Below are 16387 nucleotides of genomic sequence, written 5' to 3' on the forward strand. Positions count from 1 at the left end.
CGCATGGCAGCCTAACCCCGGCAGAGGCTCCACTTATCGACGCGGAAACTCTGTTCAGACAACCGGGACCAGCTCTAGCCACACGAATACACAAACAAAGAAAGGCGACAAGGCCATATATCCTGCCACCACCTCGCCACCACCTCGAGCTTTGAGCCAGCCGCATCCGATCAGATCTGTGTTGCCCGCTCGTTGTCTGGGCCAGTTGGTGCTGCCGGTTTCGGCGGATACCTTATCGTTTGTGCCTTTGGTGTCGGAATCGTCGCTACCCGCGGCTGCGGAGCCCTCCGTATCGGCGGAAGCAGCTGTTGTTACGGTCGAGTTCCAGAGTGCACGGGTAGAGGTACGCGGGACGCCTGGCCTTGCGGTTGCCAAGTGACGTGTTCAGCGCCCTGCGACGGACCCGTTCATGCTGACGCCACCTGCGAGCCTCACGATTTACGTTGCGACCCAACCTGTGGACTTCAGAAAGGGTGCGGATGGCTTGGCGATCTTGGCAAAGGAGACGCTGGGCAAGACCAGATGAAGGGTGTGGCGCTGGTTTCCGTGCGAAGCGCGCCGATCAGTGAAGATTGTCGTCTGGGATGGCACCGACCTGGTGATGTACTGGAAGCGGCTATTATCGATGTGTTTGTTTGTTGTAGTAAAGACAATGCTAGAAATATAGAGCGCTACAAACCAATACGAATAGACGAATATATTCTATTATTGCCTGCCACCGCGCGACTTATTTATAACAAAACGATTACATAAAAACTTGCCGCATTAGTTAATACAAAGCAAAAAGTGAAAAATACAGTGACAGGCCCAAGTGTGGCGACTTGATCACTCGTCGTCATGCTCTCCACTTCCTCCTCCACTTCCACTTCCACTTCCACTTCCTCCTCCTCTTCCTCTTCCTCTTCCTCCTCTTCCTCCTCTTCCTCCTCTTTCCTCTTCCTGCTGCCTTATCGCGCGCCCCCATGCTACCACCTCAATCCGGCCGGCCAGGTCAGTTCTGGCGTCCACAGCGATGAACCAGGATCCTAGATCGGACGGCGCAGCATTCGGAGATTGGTTAGATCTGGTCCAGCTTCCGCTCAACCTTCCATTCGCCACGCAATTCGCTGCGTGCCTCTCACTACTCACATAAATGTAGGTGAGCTCAACCGCAAGTTCCGCCTTATGATCTGCGTAGTTCACCGTGGCGTTATAGAGCGCGTGCCTCATGTTCTCAGCACCAGTATGTGTGAATTTGCAGGGGAACCACGACATTGTGCGAGAGACAGAAGAGAGCTGTTTAATTCTGCTTTGTGACCGAAGAACAAGCAGTTGTGGTGATAGCTAGAATGATGAGAAGGATATAAATAGAGGCCGGATCAAGTCCTTCCAGCCGTTGCAAATGTGTTACGTGACTTCTTAGGCAAGCGAACAGAATAATGGCCTTATGAATAAGCTAACCAAATTTGGCCCTTAGCGAGACCCAAGCATATTTTACTGTTGCAGAACCACGGAAAGTGACAGCTTTAGTTTGATGCCTTTTCGCAGCGGGCAAAAGGGTCTTTGATATCGACCCGGCGGTGGCCCACCACCAAGAATGTGACGTGTTGTTGACTTATGCTCTGATTTGCCCGTGATACGTGCAGCGTGTCGCTTTTCAGGTCATTGTCATTGGAGCAGTGGACAGCTCGTCGTTCTCGCCAAAAGCCACATTGCAGCTCTTCCCGAATTCGTAGCGGTGACTTGCTCTTGGAAAGAATGTGAGGGCTAGAGTTGCTTTCCATTGGGGCCACAATGACAGCCTCTGATGTAAATGTGGTCCTCGTTTTTGGACGGTGGCATTCCGGGCTCGCGCAGAGCGCGAGCCCGGAATGCAGAGCACCGTCCAAAAAAAAACGAGGACCACATTTACATCAGAATATATCCTGCCGCCGCCGCCGCCGGGATGGCTCAAGGAACCGTTGCGGAAGGAGATATCTTCGGAATGGCCGCCAGGCACTCTCCTTGGTCACGTCGACGACGTTAAGGAGTGCTCGTCCGAGGACGGCCGTCTTGCGGGTGTTTCCGATCTGCTGACTGTCGGTATGGATATCCTTACTGGTAGTCGCCAAGCGAACGACCTTGAAGTCGTGGAGACTGGTCGGCGTCGACGCTGGTCCGCTGCCGAGAAGCTGCGGATTGTCGAGGAACGTTTTTGGTCGCCCGTGAAGAATGCGGATCGGCCTGAGAAATAAGCAAAAATTGTCTCGATAAAGTATTCGATTTTGCAGGAAAGCGGGGTGTTGGACCTCGCTTTCTTGCGTTTTTGGATTTTGCTCTTGAGCGATTCGTGATTCCCCGACGGTGAGTCGTCGGCATCGGGGAAGGCAATGAGCAAACCGCGGGATGATCGCCAGAAAGACTTGTTGCTTCCTGCGCTTTCAAATCATCGACATGGGCCACCCGCTGGTGCGGTTGGCGGCGCTGATCGACTGGAAGTTTCTGGGTGACCGCTTTGGTTGGTGTGCCAAGCCGCTCCGGGGCAGCCTGGTCTGCCGACGCCGCTTGTCGCCGGCTTGTTCATTTGAAGCACATGCACAACCTATCAGATGAGGTGTTGTGCGCCCACTGGATCAAAAACCCCTATTACCAATACTTCTGCGGCGAGTTGAGCTTTTGCCACCGGGCTGTCGTTCGATCGATCGTCGATGACGCGCTGGCGCCAGCGGCTCGGCGAGGAGCAACTCGTCGCGCTGATCCAGGAAAGTCTGTCGGTGGCGCACAAGACTGGCGCGATCGGTCCCAAGGACCTGGAACGGGTGGTGGTCGATACCACAGTGCAGCCCAAGGCCGTTGCGCATCCGACCGATGCGCGGCTGATGCATCGGGCCATCACCAAGCTCGTCGAGCTCGCTAAGCGCAACCGCGTGCCGCTGCGCCAGAGTTACTTGCGCCTGGCGAAGCGCGCCGCCATCATGGTCGGCCGCTATACCCACGCCCACCAGTTCAAACGCGCCCGGCCCCAACTCAGTTCCTGCGGACGCGGCTTGGCCGGATCATCCGCGACATCCGCCGCAAGATTGATGGCGATGCGATGCTGGAGGCCCGCTTCGGCGCGCTGCTCGAGTTAGCGCAGCGCGTGCGCACTCAGGATCGGCATCAGCGCGGCCCCAAGGTCTATGCGTTACATGCCCCGGAGGTCGAGTGCATCGGCAAGGGGAAAGCCCGCGCACCTTACGAGTTCGGCTGCAAGGTCGGCATCGCCACCCCCGTGACGTCCCCGAAAGGCGGACAGTTCGTCCTCCATGCCAAGGCACTGCATGGCAATCCCTTCGACGGGCACACGCTCGGCCTCGTAATCGCCGACATGGAGAAGCTCACCGGCGTGGAGGCTCGCCGCATCCACGTCGACAAAGGGTACCGCGGCCACAACCACCCGCACCGGTTCAGGGTCTGGATCTCGGGTCAGGCCCGCCGCGTCACGGCTTCCATCCGTCGAGAGATGAAGCGTCGCGCGGAAGTCGAGCCTGTCATCGGCCACGTCAAGGCCGAGCACGCATGGACCGGGATTATCTCAAGGGTCGCATCGGGGACCGTATCAGCGCTGTCCTCGCCGCGGCAGGCCACAACTTCGGCCTGCTCCTGCGATGGCTCGCAGAACTCTTGCGTGCCATCATCCGAGCCTTCGCCGAAACTGTCCCGGCTCAAACGATCGCTTAAATCAGAGCGCGCCCGCGTTCTTCACAGAGGACTTTTTAGGGTCCGCGGTTGGTGTCGGCGACAGCACGGCATCATGGGCTTTCGAAACAGCTTCTGTTTTCGTGGCGCAAGGCCTATCGCGAAGGACAGCTTGGCGGCCGTCAGGTAGGTGGATTTGTGCCGGCTCGGATTGTGTCGGAGGTCCAGTCGACGACGGAGCGTGCGGCACCCGCGGCGACAGGCACTCTGGAAGTCGTGACCGCGAATGGCCGACGCGTGATCGTGGATCGCAACGTCGATGTTGCGGTTTTGCTACGGATCATGCGAGGGCTGGAGACACTACGGTGATCCCGATCCCGACGGGCGTGCGAGTGTGGCTTGCGACGGGCCATACCGACATGCGGTGTGGCTTTCCGAGCCTGGCTCTGCGCGTGCAGGAAAGTGCTCAAGCGCGACGCCATGGGCGGCGGTCTTTTCTGCTTCAGGGGCAAAGGCGGCGATCTTTTGAAGGTCATGGACCAGCGCCGCGGGCCTCGCGGCGTCGGAATCGAACCGATCAGGCGAAGGCTCTAGCTTTCGACGTCGGCGATGCGCTGTTCGCGTTGCTCGGAAAGGACATCACCACGATCGACGGCCTCGGTCCTTACCTCTCGCTGAAGCTGATCGCTGAAATGCGGAGACGACCTCTCCTCGTGGCCAAGTGCAAAGCATTTTACCTCCTGGCTGGGACTGGCGCCGAGCAACAAGGTCTCCGGCGGCAAAATGCTCTCCTCCCGAACACGCCGATCCGGCGGCCGGGCGGCGGCACTTCTGCGCCTTGCTGCGGTGACCGTGGGTCGTACAGCCCCCGCGCTCGGCGCCTTTTATAGACGGCTCTCAGCGCGCATCGGCAAGGCCAAAGCTGACCGCCACGGCCCGCAAGATCGCGGTTCTGTTCTACAATGCTGTACGATACGGAATGGACTATATCGATCCCGGGGCCTCATCCTACGAGACGCGTTACCGGACGCGAGTGGTCAACAAATTGCATCGGCGTGCCAAGGCATTCGGCTTTGTTCTCCAGTCCTTGGAGCCGAAAGTCGGTGCTTCCGTTGCTTAGGATTCGTTCTCCAGCGTCAGTTCGCCGATCTTGGCGTGCATCGACTTCACGTCGATCGCAGGCGTGGCCGGCGCAGCGCTGCCCGGTCCAAAAACTCCGGAAGCGCCACCCTCCAGCTGCGCCTTCCACGCCGTAATCTGATTGGGGTGGACGTCAAAGTGCTCGGCCAGCTGAGCTATCGTCCGGTCGCCCTTGACGGCGGCAAGCGCCACCTTCGCCTTGAAGGCCGGTGTGTGGTGTCGGCGTGCTCGTCTGTTCATCGTCGCTCCTGATTCGCAGGCACCAGCGTGCGCGCCGTCAGGCAGAAACTCCACTTATCGAGCCGTTCAAATTTGCGGAGCCGGCTCTGTTGACAGCAACACAGTCGAGCGTTCCATGCGCTCAACTCATTGTTCAGCGGCAGTGAAGGCGGCGCCGAGAGCTGGGCGATCCTACCGCTACCAGCATTCCCATGCTCGACGGCTATTCCGCCGCGATCTCCGCCGTCGCGCTGCGCCACAACGACATCAGCAACACCCTCTCGACTGCCCCGATCGGTTCGAGCCGATACACCGGCGCAACCCCAATGGCGACGTCGATCCGCGTCCCTGATGCCGGGGTTTCCATGCCGCGATGCGGCTCAGGATGTCGGCGTGGGCGCCGATGCTGGACACCAGCAATGTCAATCACAGCATGCTTCTGCCCATTCTGTTGCACTGTCGCGACGATCAGGGGCAGCCGGTGCTCGGATCCCCCGGAAGCGGCCGCAAGACTGCCGACTTTCTGCGTAACGCCTACGCCGATATTCCAGCGGTCCTCGAGGCTATACGGCGCCGCGCCAATATTGGATGCCGATCCGCTACCCACGCGCTCGCTGATCCCCGCAGACGGGGAGCTCATACCGGTTACCTTCCACCGAATACCGTAAGATCGGCAATATCGCCTTCTTGCGCCGAACGACATCGCTACGCGCGCTCAAACCGGAATCCAATCCAGCCGGGTCTTACCCATCGCTCACGCTCGTTCGCTTTTCGTGGAGCCGGGAGTTGATCTGCGACATCAGGATCGGCCCAAGAGAAAACTCCCCGACCTCCGCTTTCCGCGTGAGCCCGCGCAGGTAGCCGCCGGCTGATCTGACCGTCGTCCCACGCTGCAGGATGTAGGCGACGACCACCGCCGCTCGCGTTTCGCCCATAACCTTTTGCGCCTCCTCCCAGGCGCTCGGGCTGATCCCCAGCATCGATCGTACGACGGCCGCGGTGGCCAGGAAATCGCGCCAGTTCGAAATCCCGCCATTCGCGTAATCGACGATGTCGGGGCATGCATTCAGCACCATTCCCAACGGATACGAATTCTCGGCGACTCGCGATGATTGAGGTTTGGGCTCAGCTCTCGCCGCCCTGCCTTCTTGAAGGACAGGTTCAAGATCAATAGGGGCGTCTGGATTTGAATTCTGTATGTGGCGCTCAGAATGGGACTCATTGGCACTCGGATTCTTGGATTTAATGTGTGCTCCCAGAACGGTGAGCACGTCGTCGGCAAGCTGAGACAACTCGTCGGCGATCGGCTCGAGCTCCTGGCGGGTCGCGGAACGTGGAATCTGAGTGACCGTTGCGCGGAAGGCAGCGTGCACAACCTGCCAATCGGCAGGCCCCTGCCCTCCCCTTCGCGTCGGGACGGCTTCTTCGATGCCAGTTGCAATCATCTTCGCGATATCGCGCCGGCACAGCGTGATCCGTTCACGCACCAGCTTGAGTGCGCGGGCCTCGGCTTCGATATCGGCCGCCAGGCGCTCAAACTCCTCCGAGCGCACGACGAGCGGTGACAGATCGAAGCCGAAGGCGAGTTCGATTTCGCCAGCCTCGTCCTTCCGCGCATACCGCTTGCCATTTGGACTGTCGCGCCGAACGATCAGCCCCGCGTCAACCAGCACAGCGAGGTGACGCCGCAGCGTCGATGCCGGCATGCCGTGCGCCCGCCGAGTGAGCTGATGGTTCGACGGGAAGACGATCAGATCATCCTCTCCCGTCAGCGCGGTCTCGGGATGGAAGGTCAGGAGCGCGTTTAGTACCGTGAGCGCGCGCTCCGACACCCCAAGGCGCGGCCGTACTGTGCAGATGGCGTGGAAGATCTTCCATTTGTGCACGATCTTTTCAGGACGGCGTTCTGTTGCGAGCATTTGGCTTGCCACGTGGGCAAGCGTTAGCGATCGCCGCCCAAAGGGCGTCGTTGGTAGATGTGACTGCATGTCTTTGCCTCGTGCGGGCAAAGGAATCTGCTCACCAAACCGGCCCCCGCTCTCACGAGACACTTGACTGCGATTCGCGGAGGTGATTCTTTGGCCAGTGCCAAGCTAGACAAAAGGGCTTCCGGACGGAACCGTTTGGAGGCTTTTTCCTTTGCCGCTATGGATCCTTGCTCATACTGCGGGTACGCGGCTTACTCATCGGGCGCTGCCGGCGATGGCAGCGCCCGATGTCCCAGAACAAGTTGTTCATTAGTCGGATCTTTAACGATAGCTTTGACCGGGCTTGCAAAGCGACTGCAAGGCCTCGAGCCGACCGTTGCCAGAGGCAGCTTGATAGCGACCTTCTGTCTGAAAGCTCGGCCCCACCAAGATTGGTGTACCTGGTGTCCGTGCTCGGCAATGCTCCGCGGGCCTCGAAATCAGCCGCCTTCGTATCATCCGGCTGATCGCGCATGAACGACGGATCGGCCGGCGCGGCATTGAGCTAAACAAGTCGTCATAGCGGATCGCCGGGCACAACGCGTAGTTGTGTAGCAGGTCACTGGACTGAAGACCGAACAGCACCGACAAGGAAGTACGATAGCTTTTCATCGGGAAATATTGCGCGACGTGCGCGGCGGTCGTGGTTTTGCGGATCCAGCTTTCAAATTTGTGACTGCGATGACCTGAAGATGTCCGCCCTCGCATCGATTCGCTGCATCGCTGCGTTTCGCTCAGCATGCGACGACTCTCCCGAACCTGCAGCGAATAAGCGGTGTCCCCGTGCTGTCTTTTCGGCTCGGGAGTCTCAGCTGCGAGTGGCAGGTGCCGGAGATGCGCGTCGGTGATCCCGATCAGTTTTGTGACTTCGCCCGAGGTGAACTTTCGCGATTCCGTCACGGAGGATGGAGTAAATAAGCGCAACCAGTGCCCTTTAAGCTGAGCGCTTAGAGAGTCGGCGTCCGATTCGACGAACCGCGGTGGCGAGTGCACCTTCTTGCCATTGCGGTAATTGGCATTTGCTTCGATAACCGTCATATACGTCGCCATCCGATATTACCTTTCTTCTTCCTACCTCATCGCCGATCGATTCGGAACCCCGGCGTGAGGCCACGCAGGAGAGGGTAATCGAAACGCCGCTCGTCAGGTTTTCGAAAGGTTGCCCGAGTAGAAGGCCTATTCAGGTGAGCTTGGACGTGAGGCTAGAGTCTTTGCACGTCCAAAAACCGAGGCGACATTTACATCAGGATATACCCTGCCGCCGCAGCAGCACAGCCTGCTTCGCGGTAAGCGAAAAGCAGACCTTTCGTAACCGGTATGAGCGTATCCATCCGAGCTAGACTTTGGCGGAGGGATACTGCGGAGCGACATGGTAGAAATTGTTATCGGCGACGTGGTGGTGCGCGCCGGCGCGGAAGTCGAGCCTGACCGGCTTGCCGATGTGATCCGGGCGGTTCGCAAGACATGATCCCGGCCGGCGTGCAGGTTTATGTAGCGAGCATGCCGGTTGACTTCCGCAAGGGTGCGACCGGCTTGATGGCCCTGGTTCGCGATGGTGGCGCGGACCCATTCAGTGGCGCGCTTTACGTGTTCCGTTCGAAAAGAGCGGACTGGATCAAGGCGGTCTGGTTTGATGGCACGGGGGGGGGTGTCTGTTTGCCAAGCCGCTTGAGGACGCGCAGTTCTGCTGGCCGCGGATTGGGCCGGCCACGGTGCGCTTGAACCATACGCAGTTGCTTGCGCTGGTCGATGGGCTGGACTGGAAGAAGGTCCGACCGGTGGCTGTGAAGCGACCGCAATCGATGGGCTGAAAAACCTGTGGCATTTTGAATCAGGCCTTTGGAAAGTTTGGGAAACCGGCCGCGAACATGCTGTGATGGCGGCGAGGACGAAGGCCGTTGCAGAGCTTCCCGACGACGTTGATGCGCTCAAGGCGATGATCGTCGCCATGGCCGACCAGAGGGCGCTGCTGGAGGCCCGCAACGATCATCTCGAAGTGGCGAACAAGACGGCCGACGAGCGGATCGCGACGCTGACGGCGATCGTGAGAATGCTAGAGCGGTCGCGCTACGGTACTCGCTCGGAGCGTCTGCGTGGCGCGACATTGAGCGAGGAGCAGCATGCCTTCGTGTTCGACGAAATAAAGACCGGCATGGCGGCGGTCGAAGCCGAGCTCGAAAGTGCCGCTCAGGACAAACCGAAACGTGCGCCGCGTCCGCGGAAAGGCTTCGCGGCTCATCTGGAGCGGGTTGAGATTGTCATTGAGCCTGGGATTCCCGCAGGCTGCGAGGCGCTGGAGAAGGTTCTGATCGGCGAGGACGTGTCGGAGCGTCTGGACGTAATGCCGGCGAAGTTCCGCGTAATCGTCACGCGCCGCCCGAAATACGCCTACAGGAATCGCGACGGCGTGATCCAGGCGCCGGCGCCGCTCCATATCATCGAAAGCGGCATCCCCACCGAGGCGCTTCTGGCCCAGATTGCCGTCTCCAAATATGCCGATGGTCTGCCGCTCTATCGACAGGAAGCCATCTATGCGCGGGACCAGGTCGAGCTGGACCGATCGCTGATGGCGCAGTGGATGGGCAAGGTTGGCTTCGAACTGCAGCCTCTGGCCGACTATGTTCTGGAACGGATCAAGCAGGGCGAACGGGTATTTGCCGATGAGACCACGTTGCCGACGTTGGCTCCCGGTTCCGGTAAGACCCAAAAGGCTTGGTTATGGGCCTATGCCCGGGACGACAGACCCTTCGGCGGCGCTGGTCCGCCGATGGTTGCCTATCGCTTCGAAGACAGCCGGAGTGGTGATTGTGTCGCGCGTCATCTGGCGGGCTTTAGCGGCCTGCTGCAGGAGGCGCTTCTACGAACTGCATGTGAACGAAAGCTCGCGGCTGGCGACGCAGACGATCACGACAATGGCGGCGCTCTGGAAGGTCGAAGAGGACATCCGCGGCAAGGATCCTGCAACACGGGTGAAAGCCCGCCAGGAAAAGTCCGCCGCCATTGTGGCGAGGCTCTTCGAGCTGTGGGAAACGGAACTGCCGCGCCTGTCCGGGAAATCCAAACTCGCCGAGGCGATCCGTTACGCCATCTCCCGGCGGACCGCTCTCGAACGCTTCCTGAGCGATGGGCGTGTCGAAATCGATTCCAACATTGTTGAGCGCGCCATCCGGCCGCAAACAATTACTCGGAAGAATGCATTGTTCGCAGGATCCGCTGGCGGCGGTCGCACCTGGGCAACCGCCGCCACGCTTTTGCAGACCGCAAAAATGAATGATGTCGATCCATACGCCTGGCTCACGCAGGCCCTTGAGCGCATCGCTCAAGGCTGGCCGATCTCGAGCATCGACCAGCTCATGCCGTGGAACTTCAACGCCTGAACGGCCTCAGCTCGGCCTATGGCGAAGATCGACGAATCGCTGGCCTGGGATAAAAGCAAAGCAAGCCTTCCGCCCTAACCGCATCCATCAGTTCGGTGGCAGCGCCTCCGGAATCTCCTGCGCCTCGCTCGCGTCGGCAAAGACCTCGTCGCGGATCACGCGCAGCGTCACTTGATGAAGATAGGCCTGCAGGGCCTGGTCAAGTTCGGAGAACTCCGGCCACAGAACTTGATCGAGGAACCGTTTGGGTGCGCGAACCATGACCGTGTTGCGCCGCTGCCGATAATAGCGATAGGGCTTCATGCCATAACGCCGGCACAAGGCGAGAAACAGATGGCGCGACCATTGATCCGGCATCAAGAACCGCATCTCAATTGGGGGATCTTGCCGACCAAGTTCCGTTAAACGCTCCCTCACACGTTCCAGCGCCGCTTCCGCCGCGAGCCGCTCGCCGGCCGTTCCGGCACCCGCGAAAAGAGCCTCGATCTTCCGCAACTTCTCGCGCAACTGGGATTCGATAGACATCGGCAGGGCTCGCGGCTGAGTTTAAAAAAACCCACCATTCGGCCATATCGACGTCAATCGCCGGGGTATCGATATCCACGTCATTTACTCGCCGTGGGGCAAACGATCGCTATCCCCGAACGGCCTCAGCTTGACGCTTACCCACATGACGGTATTGCCGTTCGTCCGACGTAAGCGCCAAGCTGAGGCCGTTCAGGCTTTGAAGTGCCAGGGCATGAGAGCTTCGATCTGAGAGATCGGCCATCTGTCATTCGGCCCTTTAATTGCGGATTGATGTCAATTCTCTTTTTGAAGCCATTCGGCAAAACGGTAGCGCTCGCCCCGTCTCCGCAACCCCGACCCGCTCCGACGGGTCGAGCGCTACCGTCTTGCCGAATGGCTTAGCGTGAAGCTCGTCCATCGCTTCAGGATGTAGTTGAATGCCTTGGCCAGGTCGTGACCACAAGACAGTTTGGCGAGCTGTTCGCGCATATAGACCTGCAGGTCGTCGACCAAGGGCCGGCTCAGCGTCTGCCGCACCCGAAGGCGCTCTTCGGCGCTCTTGCCGTTGATCGAGCGTTCGATCTCGAACAGCGCATCGATCCGCCGCACGACCTCGATCGCGATCGGAGAGAGCGGGATTTCCTTCTTTCCGGCACCCTTGCGCCGCGCATTCTCTTCGATGTCGGCCATGGCAAAGAATGGGCGCCTTCCATGCGACCAGCAGGCGGCCTCCCGGATCGGTCCGGGCTGGCGCCTGCCAGATAGAGCTGGTTGTACCCGTCATAGGCGTCGGCCTGCAGGATACCGGCATACCGGGCCAGATGCCCCCGCGGATGCTCGCCCTTGCGGTCGCGTGAGTAGTAGAACATCGCTGCTGGCGGACCCGCGCCCCCAAACGGGCGGTCGTCCCGAACGTAGATCCAGCACCGTCCCGTGTCGGTCTTGCCCTTGGCCAGGACCGGCACCGTCGTATCGTCAGCATGGAGGCGCTCGGCTGCCATGACATGGGCTTCGACCAGGCGCAGCAGGGATCCAGCGACGCACAGACCGCCCCCACGGCATCGGCCATGGTCGACAGCGCGATCGGCACCCTTTCCAAGGCGTAGCGCTCGGCCTGGCGGTTCAAGGGCTGATGCTGGCCAAACTTCTCGAACATGATCATGGCCAGGAGGCTCGGGCCGGCCCATCCCCGGGCGATGGCATGGAACGGCGCCGGCGGCTGGCTGATTTTCTTGCAATCGCGGCAGGAGAACTTCTCCCGGACCGTCTCGATCACCTTCCACTGGCGCGGCACCAGTTCCAGCGTCCGCGTCACGTCCTCGCCGAGCTTGCGAAGGCGATTGCTGCCGCAGCATTCACAAGCCGTAGGTCCTTCGATCACCACCCGCTCCCGGGGAAGGTGCTCAGGGAAGGTCTGGCGCTCAGCGCGCTTGAGCGTAAATCCGCGCACCGTCGTCGTCTTCGCCACGGCTCGTTCCGCCGCAAGCTCGTCCTCGGTGGCGTCGGCTTCCAGCTCTTCGAACGTCAGCGCCAACTGCTCGATCATCCGCGTCCAATCCATGCCGGCCAGAAGCGCGGACAGCTGGGCGGCATTCATCCGCATCACGCCGGCCACGATGGGAGGCCATTTGAAGCCGCTGCCATCCCAGACGACATCTTCACCCGATCGGCGCGCTTCGCACGGAAGACCACAGCCACGCCTTCATCGGGTCATGGCCCAGCGTCTCCTTCGCCAACAGCGCCAAGCCCTCCGCACCCTTCCTGTTATGTGGTGCACCACATAATGAAGAGCGTTTTTAGCTCAGCGGCGCGGCCACGGCGGTGCAGTTGAACACAAGTGTGCGACCCGCGCTGGTGGGCTAAAAACGTGTTGGACTAAACCGCCGGGCACGGCAGCGCCACAACTATGGGGATTGTAACGCGGCCAAGAGTTGCAAGGGACCGCAAACGCGGTCGCGAATGGTGAGGACAGGAGACTTGAGCGGACGCGATGACGCATCGGAGGTACTGATCACGAGTAAAGAGCAACAGAATCGCCTTGGGAATGCGATGTGAAGCCCCACGGGGCGAAATTGTCCCGTTCGCGAGATCGCGCAGGGTTGGCCGAGACATGATGGTGAGTAGCCGTTGACGGTCATGAAGTGTCCATGATTGGCGCACGATTGGCGGCGCATTCGAAAGTTTCGATGACCACCATGGTGCCACAGCGACACAACGGGCATGTCTTCAGGGAAACGCCCGTGAGTACCTCATATCGATCTCTGTAATCCATGCTGACTTTGCGGGTGGCCGTTGGCGGCGACATTTGCATGAGCTGCCGGCACAGAGCGAGCTTCTCTGCGCGGTAGCGATTGGCCAGGAAGCCAAAATACCGAATACGTTGAAACCCGTCGGGAAGTACGTGAAGCAGGAACCGACGGATGAATTCGTCAGCGCCAAGCGTCATCGTCTTTTGACGGTGGCCATTGCGATAATCTTTCCAGCGAAACTGAACCTTGCCGTTGTCGATATCGAGCAGGCGATTGTTGGAGATGGCGATGCGGTGCGTGTATCGTGCGACGTACTTGAGGACTTGTTCAGGTCCGGCGAAGGGGCGCTTCGCGTAAACCACCCAATCCTTCTTCTGGATAGGCGCGATGTGACGCAAGAAGGCGTCGCGCGTCCGAAGGGATTCCAGCGAGGAAAACAACTGCAAGTCTCCGGCGTCGAAGGCCTTCCGGAGATGATCGAGAAACAGTCGACGAAACAGACGCGCCAACACGAGAACGGGCAAAAAGAACTTGCGCCGGCAGGAAATCCATCGTGTGCCATCCGGAGAAATGCCCCCACCCGGAACCACGCAATGCAGATGCGGATGGTGAAAAAGAGCTTGACCCCAAGTATGAAGCACCGCGAAGAATCCGATTTGCGCGCCCAAATGCTTGGGGTCAGCTGCGATGGTGCGCAACGTCTCGCTGGCGGCCCGGAACAGAATGCCGTAGACGATCTCCTTGTTTTGAAGGGCAATAGCCTGCAATGGACTGCGGTATGGTGAAGACCACATGAAAATACTGGGTGTCGAGAAGTTCTGATCGACGGTCGCCCAGCCACTGGGCACGAGCCAGTGATTGGCATTTTGGGCAGTGGCGATCACGACAACTGTTGTGGCAGATGCGCTGGTGGTCACAGTGATCGCAGCGCTCGACATGACCACCAAGTGCTGCAGTTCGACACAATTCGATCGCGCTCATGACGCGACGCTGTGCAATGCATAGCGAGGCGCGATGGCTCTCACGATAGGCTGCACCGTAGCGGCGGAATATGTCCGCCACTTCCGGCCCCGAGCGGGCCATGGGTCTGAAACTCAGAAGTGTTTTGGCGGCGCCGGCTGTGGTTCGGCTGGAACTGGATGCGGCAGGAGGTCCAGAGGGCTGGACGTCGCGCAGACCTTGTTGGTCGCGATGCGCAAGTACTTGGCCGTGGTGGCGAGGCTGCGATGACCGAGGAGGATCTGAATGGTCCGCAAGTCGGTACCTGATTCGAGGAGATCTACAGCGAATGCGTGCCGAAGCGAATGTGGGGTGACGGGTTTAGAGAGACCGGACAACCGAAGCGCCTTTTGGCAGGCTGCTTTTACGGCGTCCTTCGTGATTGGCCGATCATCGTGAATGCCAGGGAAGAGCCACTCCTTCGGGCGAACGGCGATCCAGTAGCTGCGCAGGATCTCCAGCAGCATGGGCGACAGCATCACGTACCGATCTTTGCGACCTTTACCCTGCTCGACGCGAACAACCATACGGGCACTATCGATCGCGGCGGCCTTCAGCCGGACGGCCTCCGAAATGCGCAAGCCTGCCGCGTAGCAGGTGATCAGGATCACCCGATGTTTGTTGCAATCCACGCAGCTGAGGAAATGCACAACTTCTTCAGGGCTCAGGACGACGGGTAGCTTCTGCGGCTTTTTTGGAAGCGGGATGTCTTCTCCAAAGGTCCAGTCCTTCTTGAGCGTAATCCCGTAAAGGAACCGAAGCGCCGCGACAGCCGTATGGATTGAATTGGGAGCCAGCCTCTTCTCGTTCGTGAGGTAGATTTGATAAGTCCGGATGTGCTCGGGGGTCAGCGCATCCGGCGACATACGGAAGTAACGTGCAAACAGCGATACCTGTTGGAGATACGATGCCTGTGTATGCGGCGACAGATTCCGCACCTGCATGTCCTCAGTCATCCGTTGTCGAAGAACCGTCATAGGAAGCTCCTTTGCGATATGAAAGCGCTGCAAGCAGCGCCTCCAGCGTCTCGCAATCGAACTTCGTCGGGAATGCAGGAAGTTCAGATGGTCGCACCGAAGCTTGCCACGAGTCGTCTACCGCGAAGCGGCGATGCGCCGGAGAGGGGCGGACTGCCTTGTATTAGCAAGGAAGCGGGGTAATGTCCGTGAGTTCATCGCCATTGGATCGGGTCAACCAGCAATGGGAGGAAGGCGGGTTACGCGACGGATAGCGAATATGGCTCTGTTGAGCCATATTCCTTGTCATCGCGGATCGTCGGCTCTCTGATTCGCCCGTTAAAGATGGACGACGCTATGCTCGACAATCTGGAGAAGACCACCCGGCTGGTCGCCGCACTCAAGGCAGCTGCGCCATTTGACGTTGAACTGGCACCATCGTTGATCGAGTATCTGCAAGCCCAGAATGTTGCCGATGCTGATCGGATGCACCACGTCGTCTGGGATTTGTCATACGCTGGTAACGAGGGCGGCATCATCTGCCATTTGTCTCGCTCGGAAGAAACAGGCAGTGCGCTTGTCGTCTCCCTCACACATGTGCGCGTGCCGCGCTCGATGCCACTTGCAGCGGCCGTTCTGGATTATCAGAAGCACCGAGTAAAGAAGCTCAAGAAGCAGGGCCGGAGGTAGCATAGAAATGGCGCACGCGATTATCCGAGGAAGGAATGGTCGCCGATATGAAGTGGAGTTTGACGACGCGCCGGCACGCGTCGAAGTTCATGCCAGTGAGGGGACCGTCGAGATTTTTGTGGAGGCAGATTTTGAAACGCAGCCGGAAGAACGGCGACGTTTTGCGATAATCAACATCCCCCGCCACCTGTTCAGCGAGGCCACGGGTCGGACGGCGCGACGCACAGCGAAGGATCGTTAATCCCGCTGCCGCGCACTCTGTGCCGCTTCCTTCTTCAGGCCGCCGCCATCGCTGCCTACCGCGGAGCGGTTTAGTCCAACAGGAATTATGTGGAGCCCACGATTATGCTGAGTGCGCGGCCGTTCGATCCGAGACCCGCTTCGTTATCAACAGTTTAGTTCCTGGTGCCCTCTTCGTAAGCGTCGTTATCAGGCCACGGCTTGGAGGAACTGAGTGCGGTAGGCCCAAGGCAATAGCTGGTCGATGTCGCGGTTCGGATGACCACTGACGATCCTGGTCAGGACGTCGGTGAGATAGGCAAGCGGATCGACGTCGTTGAGCTTGCAGGTTTATGCCGCCCGCCGAACTATGCCGAACGGGTCCGGTATGGCACGTCGTTGTCACGCTGGCATCGTCGATCGCGTGC

The 16387-nt window shown here is 59.5% G+C and carries 12 protein-coding genes and 7 pseudogenes; 9 read left to right on the forward strand and 10 right to left on the reverse strand.

Going from position 1 to position 16387, the window contains the following annotated elements:
- Positions 1 to 835: 835 nt before the first annotated feature.
- Entirely contained in the window at positions 836 to 964 is a 129-nt protein-coding gene (locus QSV46_RS38500) for a hypothetical protein (RefSeq protein WP_314963922.1), read from the reverse strand.
- Positions 965 to 1850: 886 nt separating this feature from the next.
- Between QSV46_RS38500 and QSV46_RS38505 the strand changes: the two genes are divergently transcribed.
- The 4 genes and pseudogenes from QSV46_RS38505 to QSV46_RS41615 form a co-directional block, all read left to right on the forward strand.
- Positions 1851 to 2213, forward strand: a complete 363-nt coding sequence (locus tag QSV46_RS38505; RefSeq protein ID WP_314963923.1) for a hypothetical protein — start codon at positions 1851 to 1853, stop codon at positions 2211 to 2213.
- A gap of 135 nt (positions 2214 to 2348) precedes the next feature.
- Positions 2349 to 3678: pseudogene (locus QSV46_RS38510) on the forward strand (IS5 family transposase).
- 51 nt (positions 3679 to 3729) lie between these two features.
- Positions 3730 to 4005, forward strand: coding sequence for a transposase (locus tag QSV46_RS38515; protein ID WP_314963931.1), 276 nt, complete (start codon positions 3730 to 3732; stop codon positions 4003 to 4005).
- A gap of 161 nt (positions 4006 to 4166) precedes the next feature.
- Positions 4167 to 4756, forward strand: a pseudogene (locus QSV46_RS41615) (transposase); the annotation flags it as partial.
- Between the two features lie 2 nt (positions 4757 to 4758).
- Here the strand turns inward: QSV46_RS41615 and QSV46_RS38525 are convergent.
- The 4 genes and pseudogenes from QSV46_RS38525 to QSV46_RS38540 form a co-directional block, all read right to left on the reverse strand.
- Positions 4759 to 5016, reverse strand: a pseudogene (locus QSV46_RS38525) (transposase); the annotation flags it as partial.
- Positions 5017 to 5218: 202 nt separating this feature from the next.
- Positions 5219 to 5635, reverse strand: coding sequence for a hypothetical protein (locus QSV46_RS38530; RefSeq protein WP_314963924.1), 417 nt, complete (start codon positions 5633 to 5635; stop codon positions 5219 to 5221).
- 103 nt (positions 5636 to 5738) lie between these two features.
- Positions 5739 to 6983, reverse strand: coding sequence for a plasmid replication protein RepC (gene repC, locus QSV46_RS38535; protein ID WP_314963925.1), 1245 nt, complete (start codon positions 6981 to 6983; stop codon positions 5739 to 5741).
- 261 nt (positions 6984 to 7244) lie between these two features.
- Positions 7245 to 8000 carry a hypothetical protein gene (locus QSV46_RS38540; RefSeq protein ID WP_314963926.1) on the reverse strand — a complete coding sequence of 252 codons (756 nt, stop codon included), beginning with the start codon at positions 7998 to 8000 and terminating at the stop codon, positions 7245 to 7247.
- A 426-nt stretch (positions 8001 to 8426) separates the two neighbouring features.
- On the opposite strand from QSV46_RS38540, the gene tnpB (QSV46_RS41620) reads away from it, so the two are divergent.
- The 3 genes and pseudogenes from tnpB (QSV46_RS41620) to tnpC (QSV46_RS38545) all read left to right on the forward strand — a co-directional run bounded on the left by tnpB (QSV46_RS41620) (position 8427) and on the right by tnpC (QSV46_RS38545) (position 10339).
- Complete coding sequence (tnpB, locus tag QSV46_RS41620; RefSeq protein WP_409997282.1) at positions 8427 to 8684, forward strand: IS66 family insertion sequence element accessory protein TnpB; 258 nt, start codon at positions 8427 to 8429, stop codon at positions 8682 to 8684.
- Positions 8615 to 8773, forward strand: coding sequence for an IS66 family insertion sequence element accessory protein TnpB (gene tnpB / locus QSV46_RS41625; RefSeq protein ID WP_409997283.1), 159 nt, complete (start codon positions 8615 to 8617; stop codon positions 8771 to 8773). Before tnpB (QSV46_RS41620) ends, tnpB (QSV46_RS41625) begins: the two co-directional genes overlap by 70 nt.
- A 65-nt stretch (positions 8774 to 8838) precedes the next feature.
- Positions 8839 to 10339 (forward strand): annotated as a pseudogene (tnpC, locus tag QSV46_RS38545) (IS66 family transposase).
- Between the two features lie 87 nt (positions 10340 to 10426).
- Here the strand turns inward: tnpC (QSV46_RS38545) and QSV46_RS38550 are convergent.
- The 4 genes and pseudogenes from QSV46_RS38550 to QSV46_RS38565 all read right to left on the reverse strand — a co-directional run bounded on the left by QSV46_RS38550 (position 10427) and on the right by QSV46_RS38565 (position 15071).
- Complete coding sequence (locus QSV46_RS38550; RefSeq protein ID WP_314963927.1) at positions 10427 to 10864, reverse strand: hypothetical protein; 438 nt, start codon at positions 10862 to 10864, stop codon at positions 10427 to 10429.
- A gap of 384 nt (positions 10865 to 11248) precedes the next feature.
- Positions 11249 to 12395: pseudogene (gene tnpC, locus QSV46_RS38555) on the reverse strand (IS66 family transposase); the annotation flags it as partial.
- A 585-nt stretch (positions 12396 to 12980) separates the two neighbouring features.
- A pseudogene (locus QSV46_RS38560) lies at positions 12981 to 14178 on the reverse strand (IS91 family transposase).
- Positions 14179 to 14189: 11 nt separating this feature from the next.
- Entirely contained in the window at positions 14190 to 15071 is an 882-nt protein-coding gene (locus QSV46_RS38565; RefSeq protein WP_314963928.1) for a site-specific integrase, read from the reverse strand.
- A gap of 336 nt (positions 15072 to 15407) precedes the next feature.
- Between QSV46_RS38565 and QSV46_RS38570 the strand changes: the two genes are divergently transcribed.
- Both QSV46_RS38570 and QSV46_RS38575 read left to right on the forward strand, forming a co-directional pair.
- Positions 15408 to 15740, forward strand: a complete 333-nt coding sequence (locus tag QSV46_RS38570; protein ID WP_314963929.1) for a hypothetical protein — start codon at positions 15408 to 15410, stop codon at positions 15738 to 15740.
- 7 nt (positions 15741 to 15747) lie between these two features.
- Entirely contained in the window at positions 15748 to 15981 is a 234-nt protein-coding gene (locus QSV46_RS38575) for a hypothetical protein (protein ID WP_314963930.1), read from the forward strand.
- 188 nt (positions 15982 to 16169) lie between these two features.
- Here QSV46_RS38575 and QSV46_RS38580 read toward each other — a convergent pair.
- Positions 16170 to 16310, reverse strand: a pseudogene (locus QSV46_RS38580) (transposase domain-containing protein); the annotation flags it as partial.
- Between the last annotated feature and the right edge of the window lie 77 nt (positions 16311 to 16387).

The sequence above is a fragment of the Bradyrhizobium cosmicum genome, assembly GCF_032290525.1.
Lineage (GTDB): Bacteria > Pseudomonadota > Alphaproteobacteria > Rhizobiales > Xanthobacteraceae > Bradyrhizobium > Bradyrhizobium cosmicum_A.

What these genes read in the sequence shown, in the direction of transcription:
- QSV46_RS38500 (WP_314963922.1), bottom strand. Translation starts at nt 964, where the DNA reads ATGGGGGCGCGCGATAAGGCAGCAGGAAGAGGAAAGAGGAGGAAGAGG.
- QSV46_RS38505 (WP_314963923.1), top strand. Translation starts at nt 1,851, where the DNA reads ATGCAGAGCACCGTCCAAAAAAAAACGAGGACCACATTTACATCAGAA.
- QSV46_RS38530 (WP_314963924.1), bottom strand. Translation starts at nt 5,635, where the DNA reads ATGAGCTCCCCGTCTGCGGGGATCAGCGAGCGCGTGGGTAGCGGATCG.
- repC (WP_314963925.1), bottom strand. Translation starts at nt 6,983, where the DNA reads ATGCAGTCACATCTACCAACGACGCCCTTTGGGCGGCGATCGCTAACG.
- QSV46_RS38540 (WP_314963926.1), bottom strand. Translation starts at nt 8,000, where the DNA reads ATGACGGTTATCGAAGCAAATGCCAATTACCGCAATGGCAAGAAGGTG.
- tnpB (WP_409997282.1), top strand. Translation starts at nt 8,427, where the DNA reads ATGATCCCGGCCGGCGTGCAGGTTTATGTAGCGAGCATGCCGGTTGAC.
- QSV46_RS38550 (WP_314963927.1), bottom strand. Translation starts at nt 10,864, where the DNA reads ATGTCTATCGAATCCCAGTTGCGCGAGAAGTTGCGGAAGATCGAGGCT.
- QSV46_RS38565 (WP_314963928.1), bottom strand. Translation starts at nt 15,071, where the DNA reads ATGACGGTTCTTCGACAACGGATGACTGAGGACATGCAGGTGCGGAAT.
- QSV46_RS38570 (WP_314963929.1), top strand. Translation starts at nt 15,408, where the DNA reads ATGCTCGACAATCTGGAGAAGACCACCCGGCTGGTCGCCGCACTCAAG.
- QSV46_RS38575 (WP_314963930.1), top strand. Translation starts at nt 15,748, where the DNA reads ATGGCGCACGCGATTATCCGAGGAAGGAATGGTCGCCGATATGAAGTG.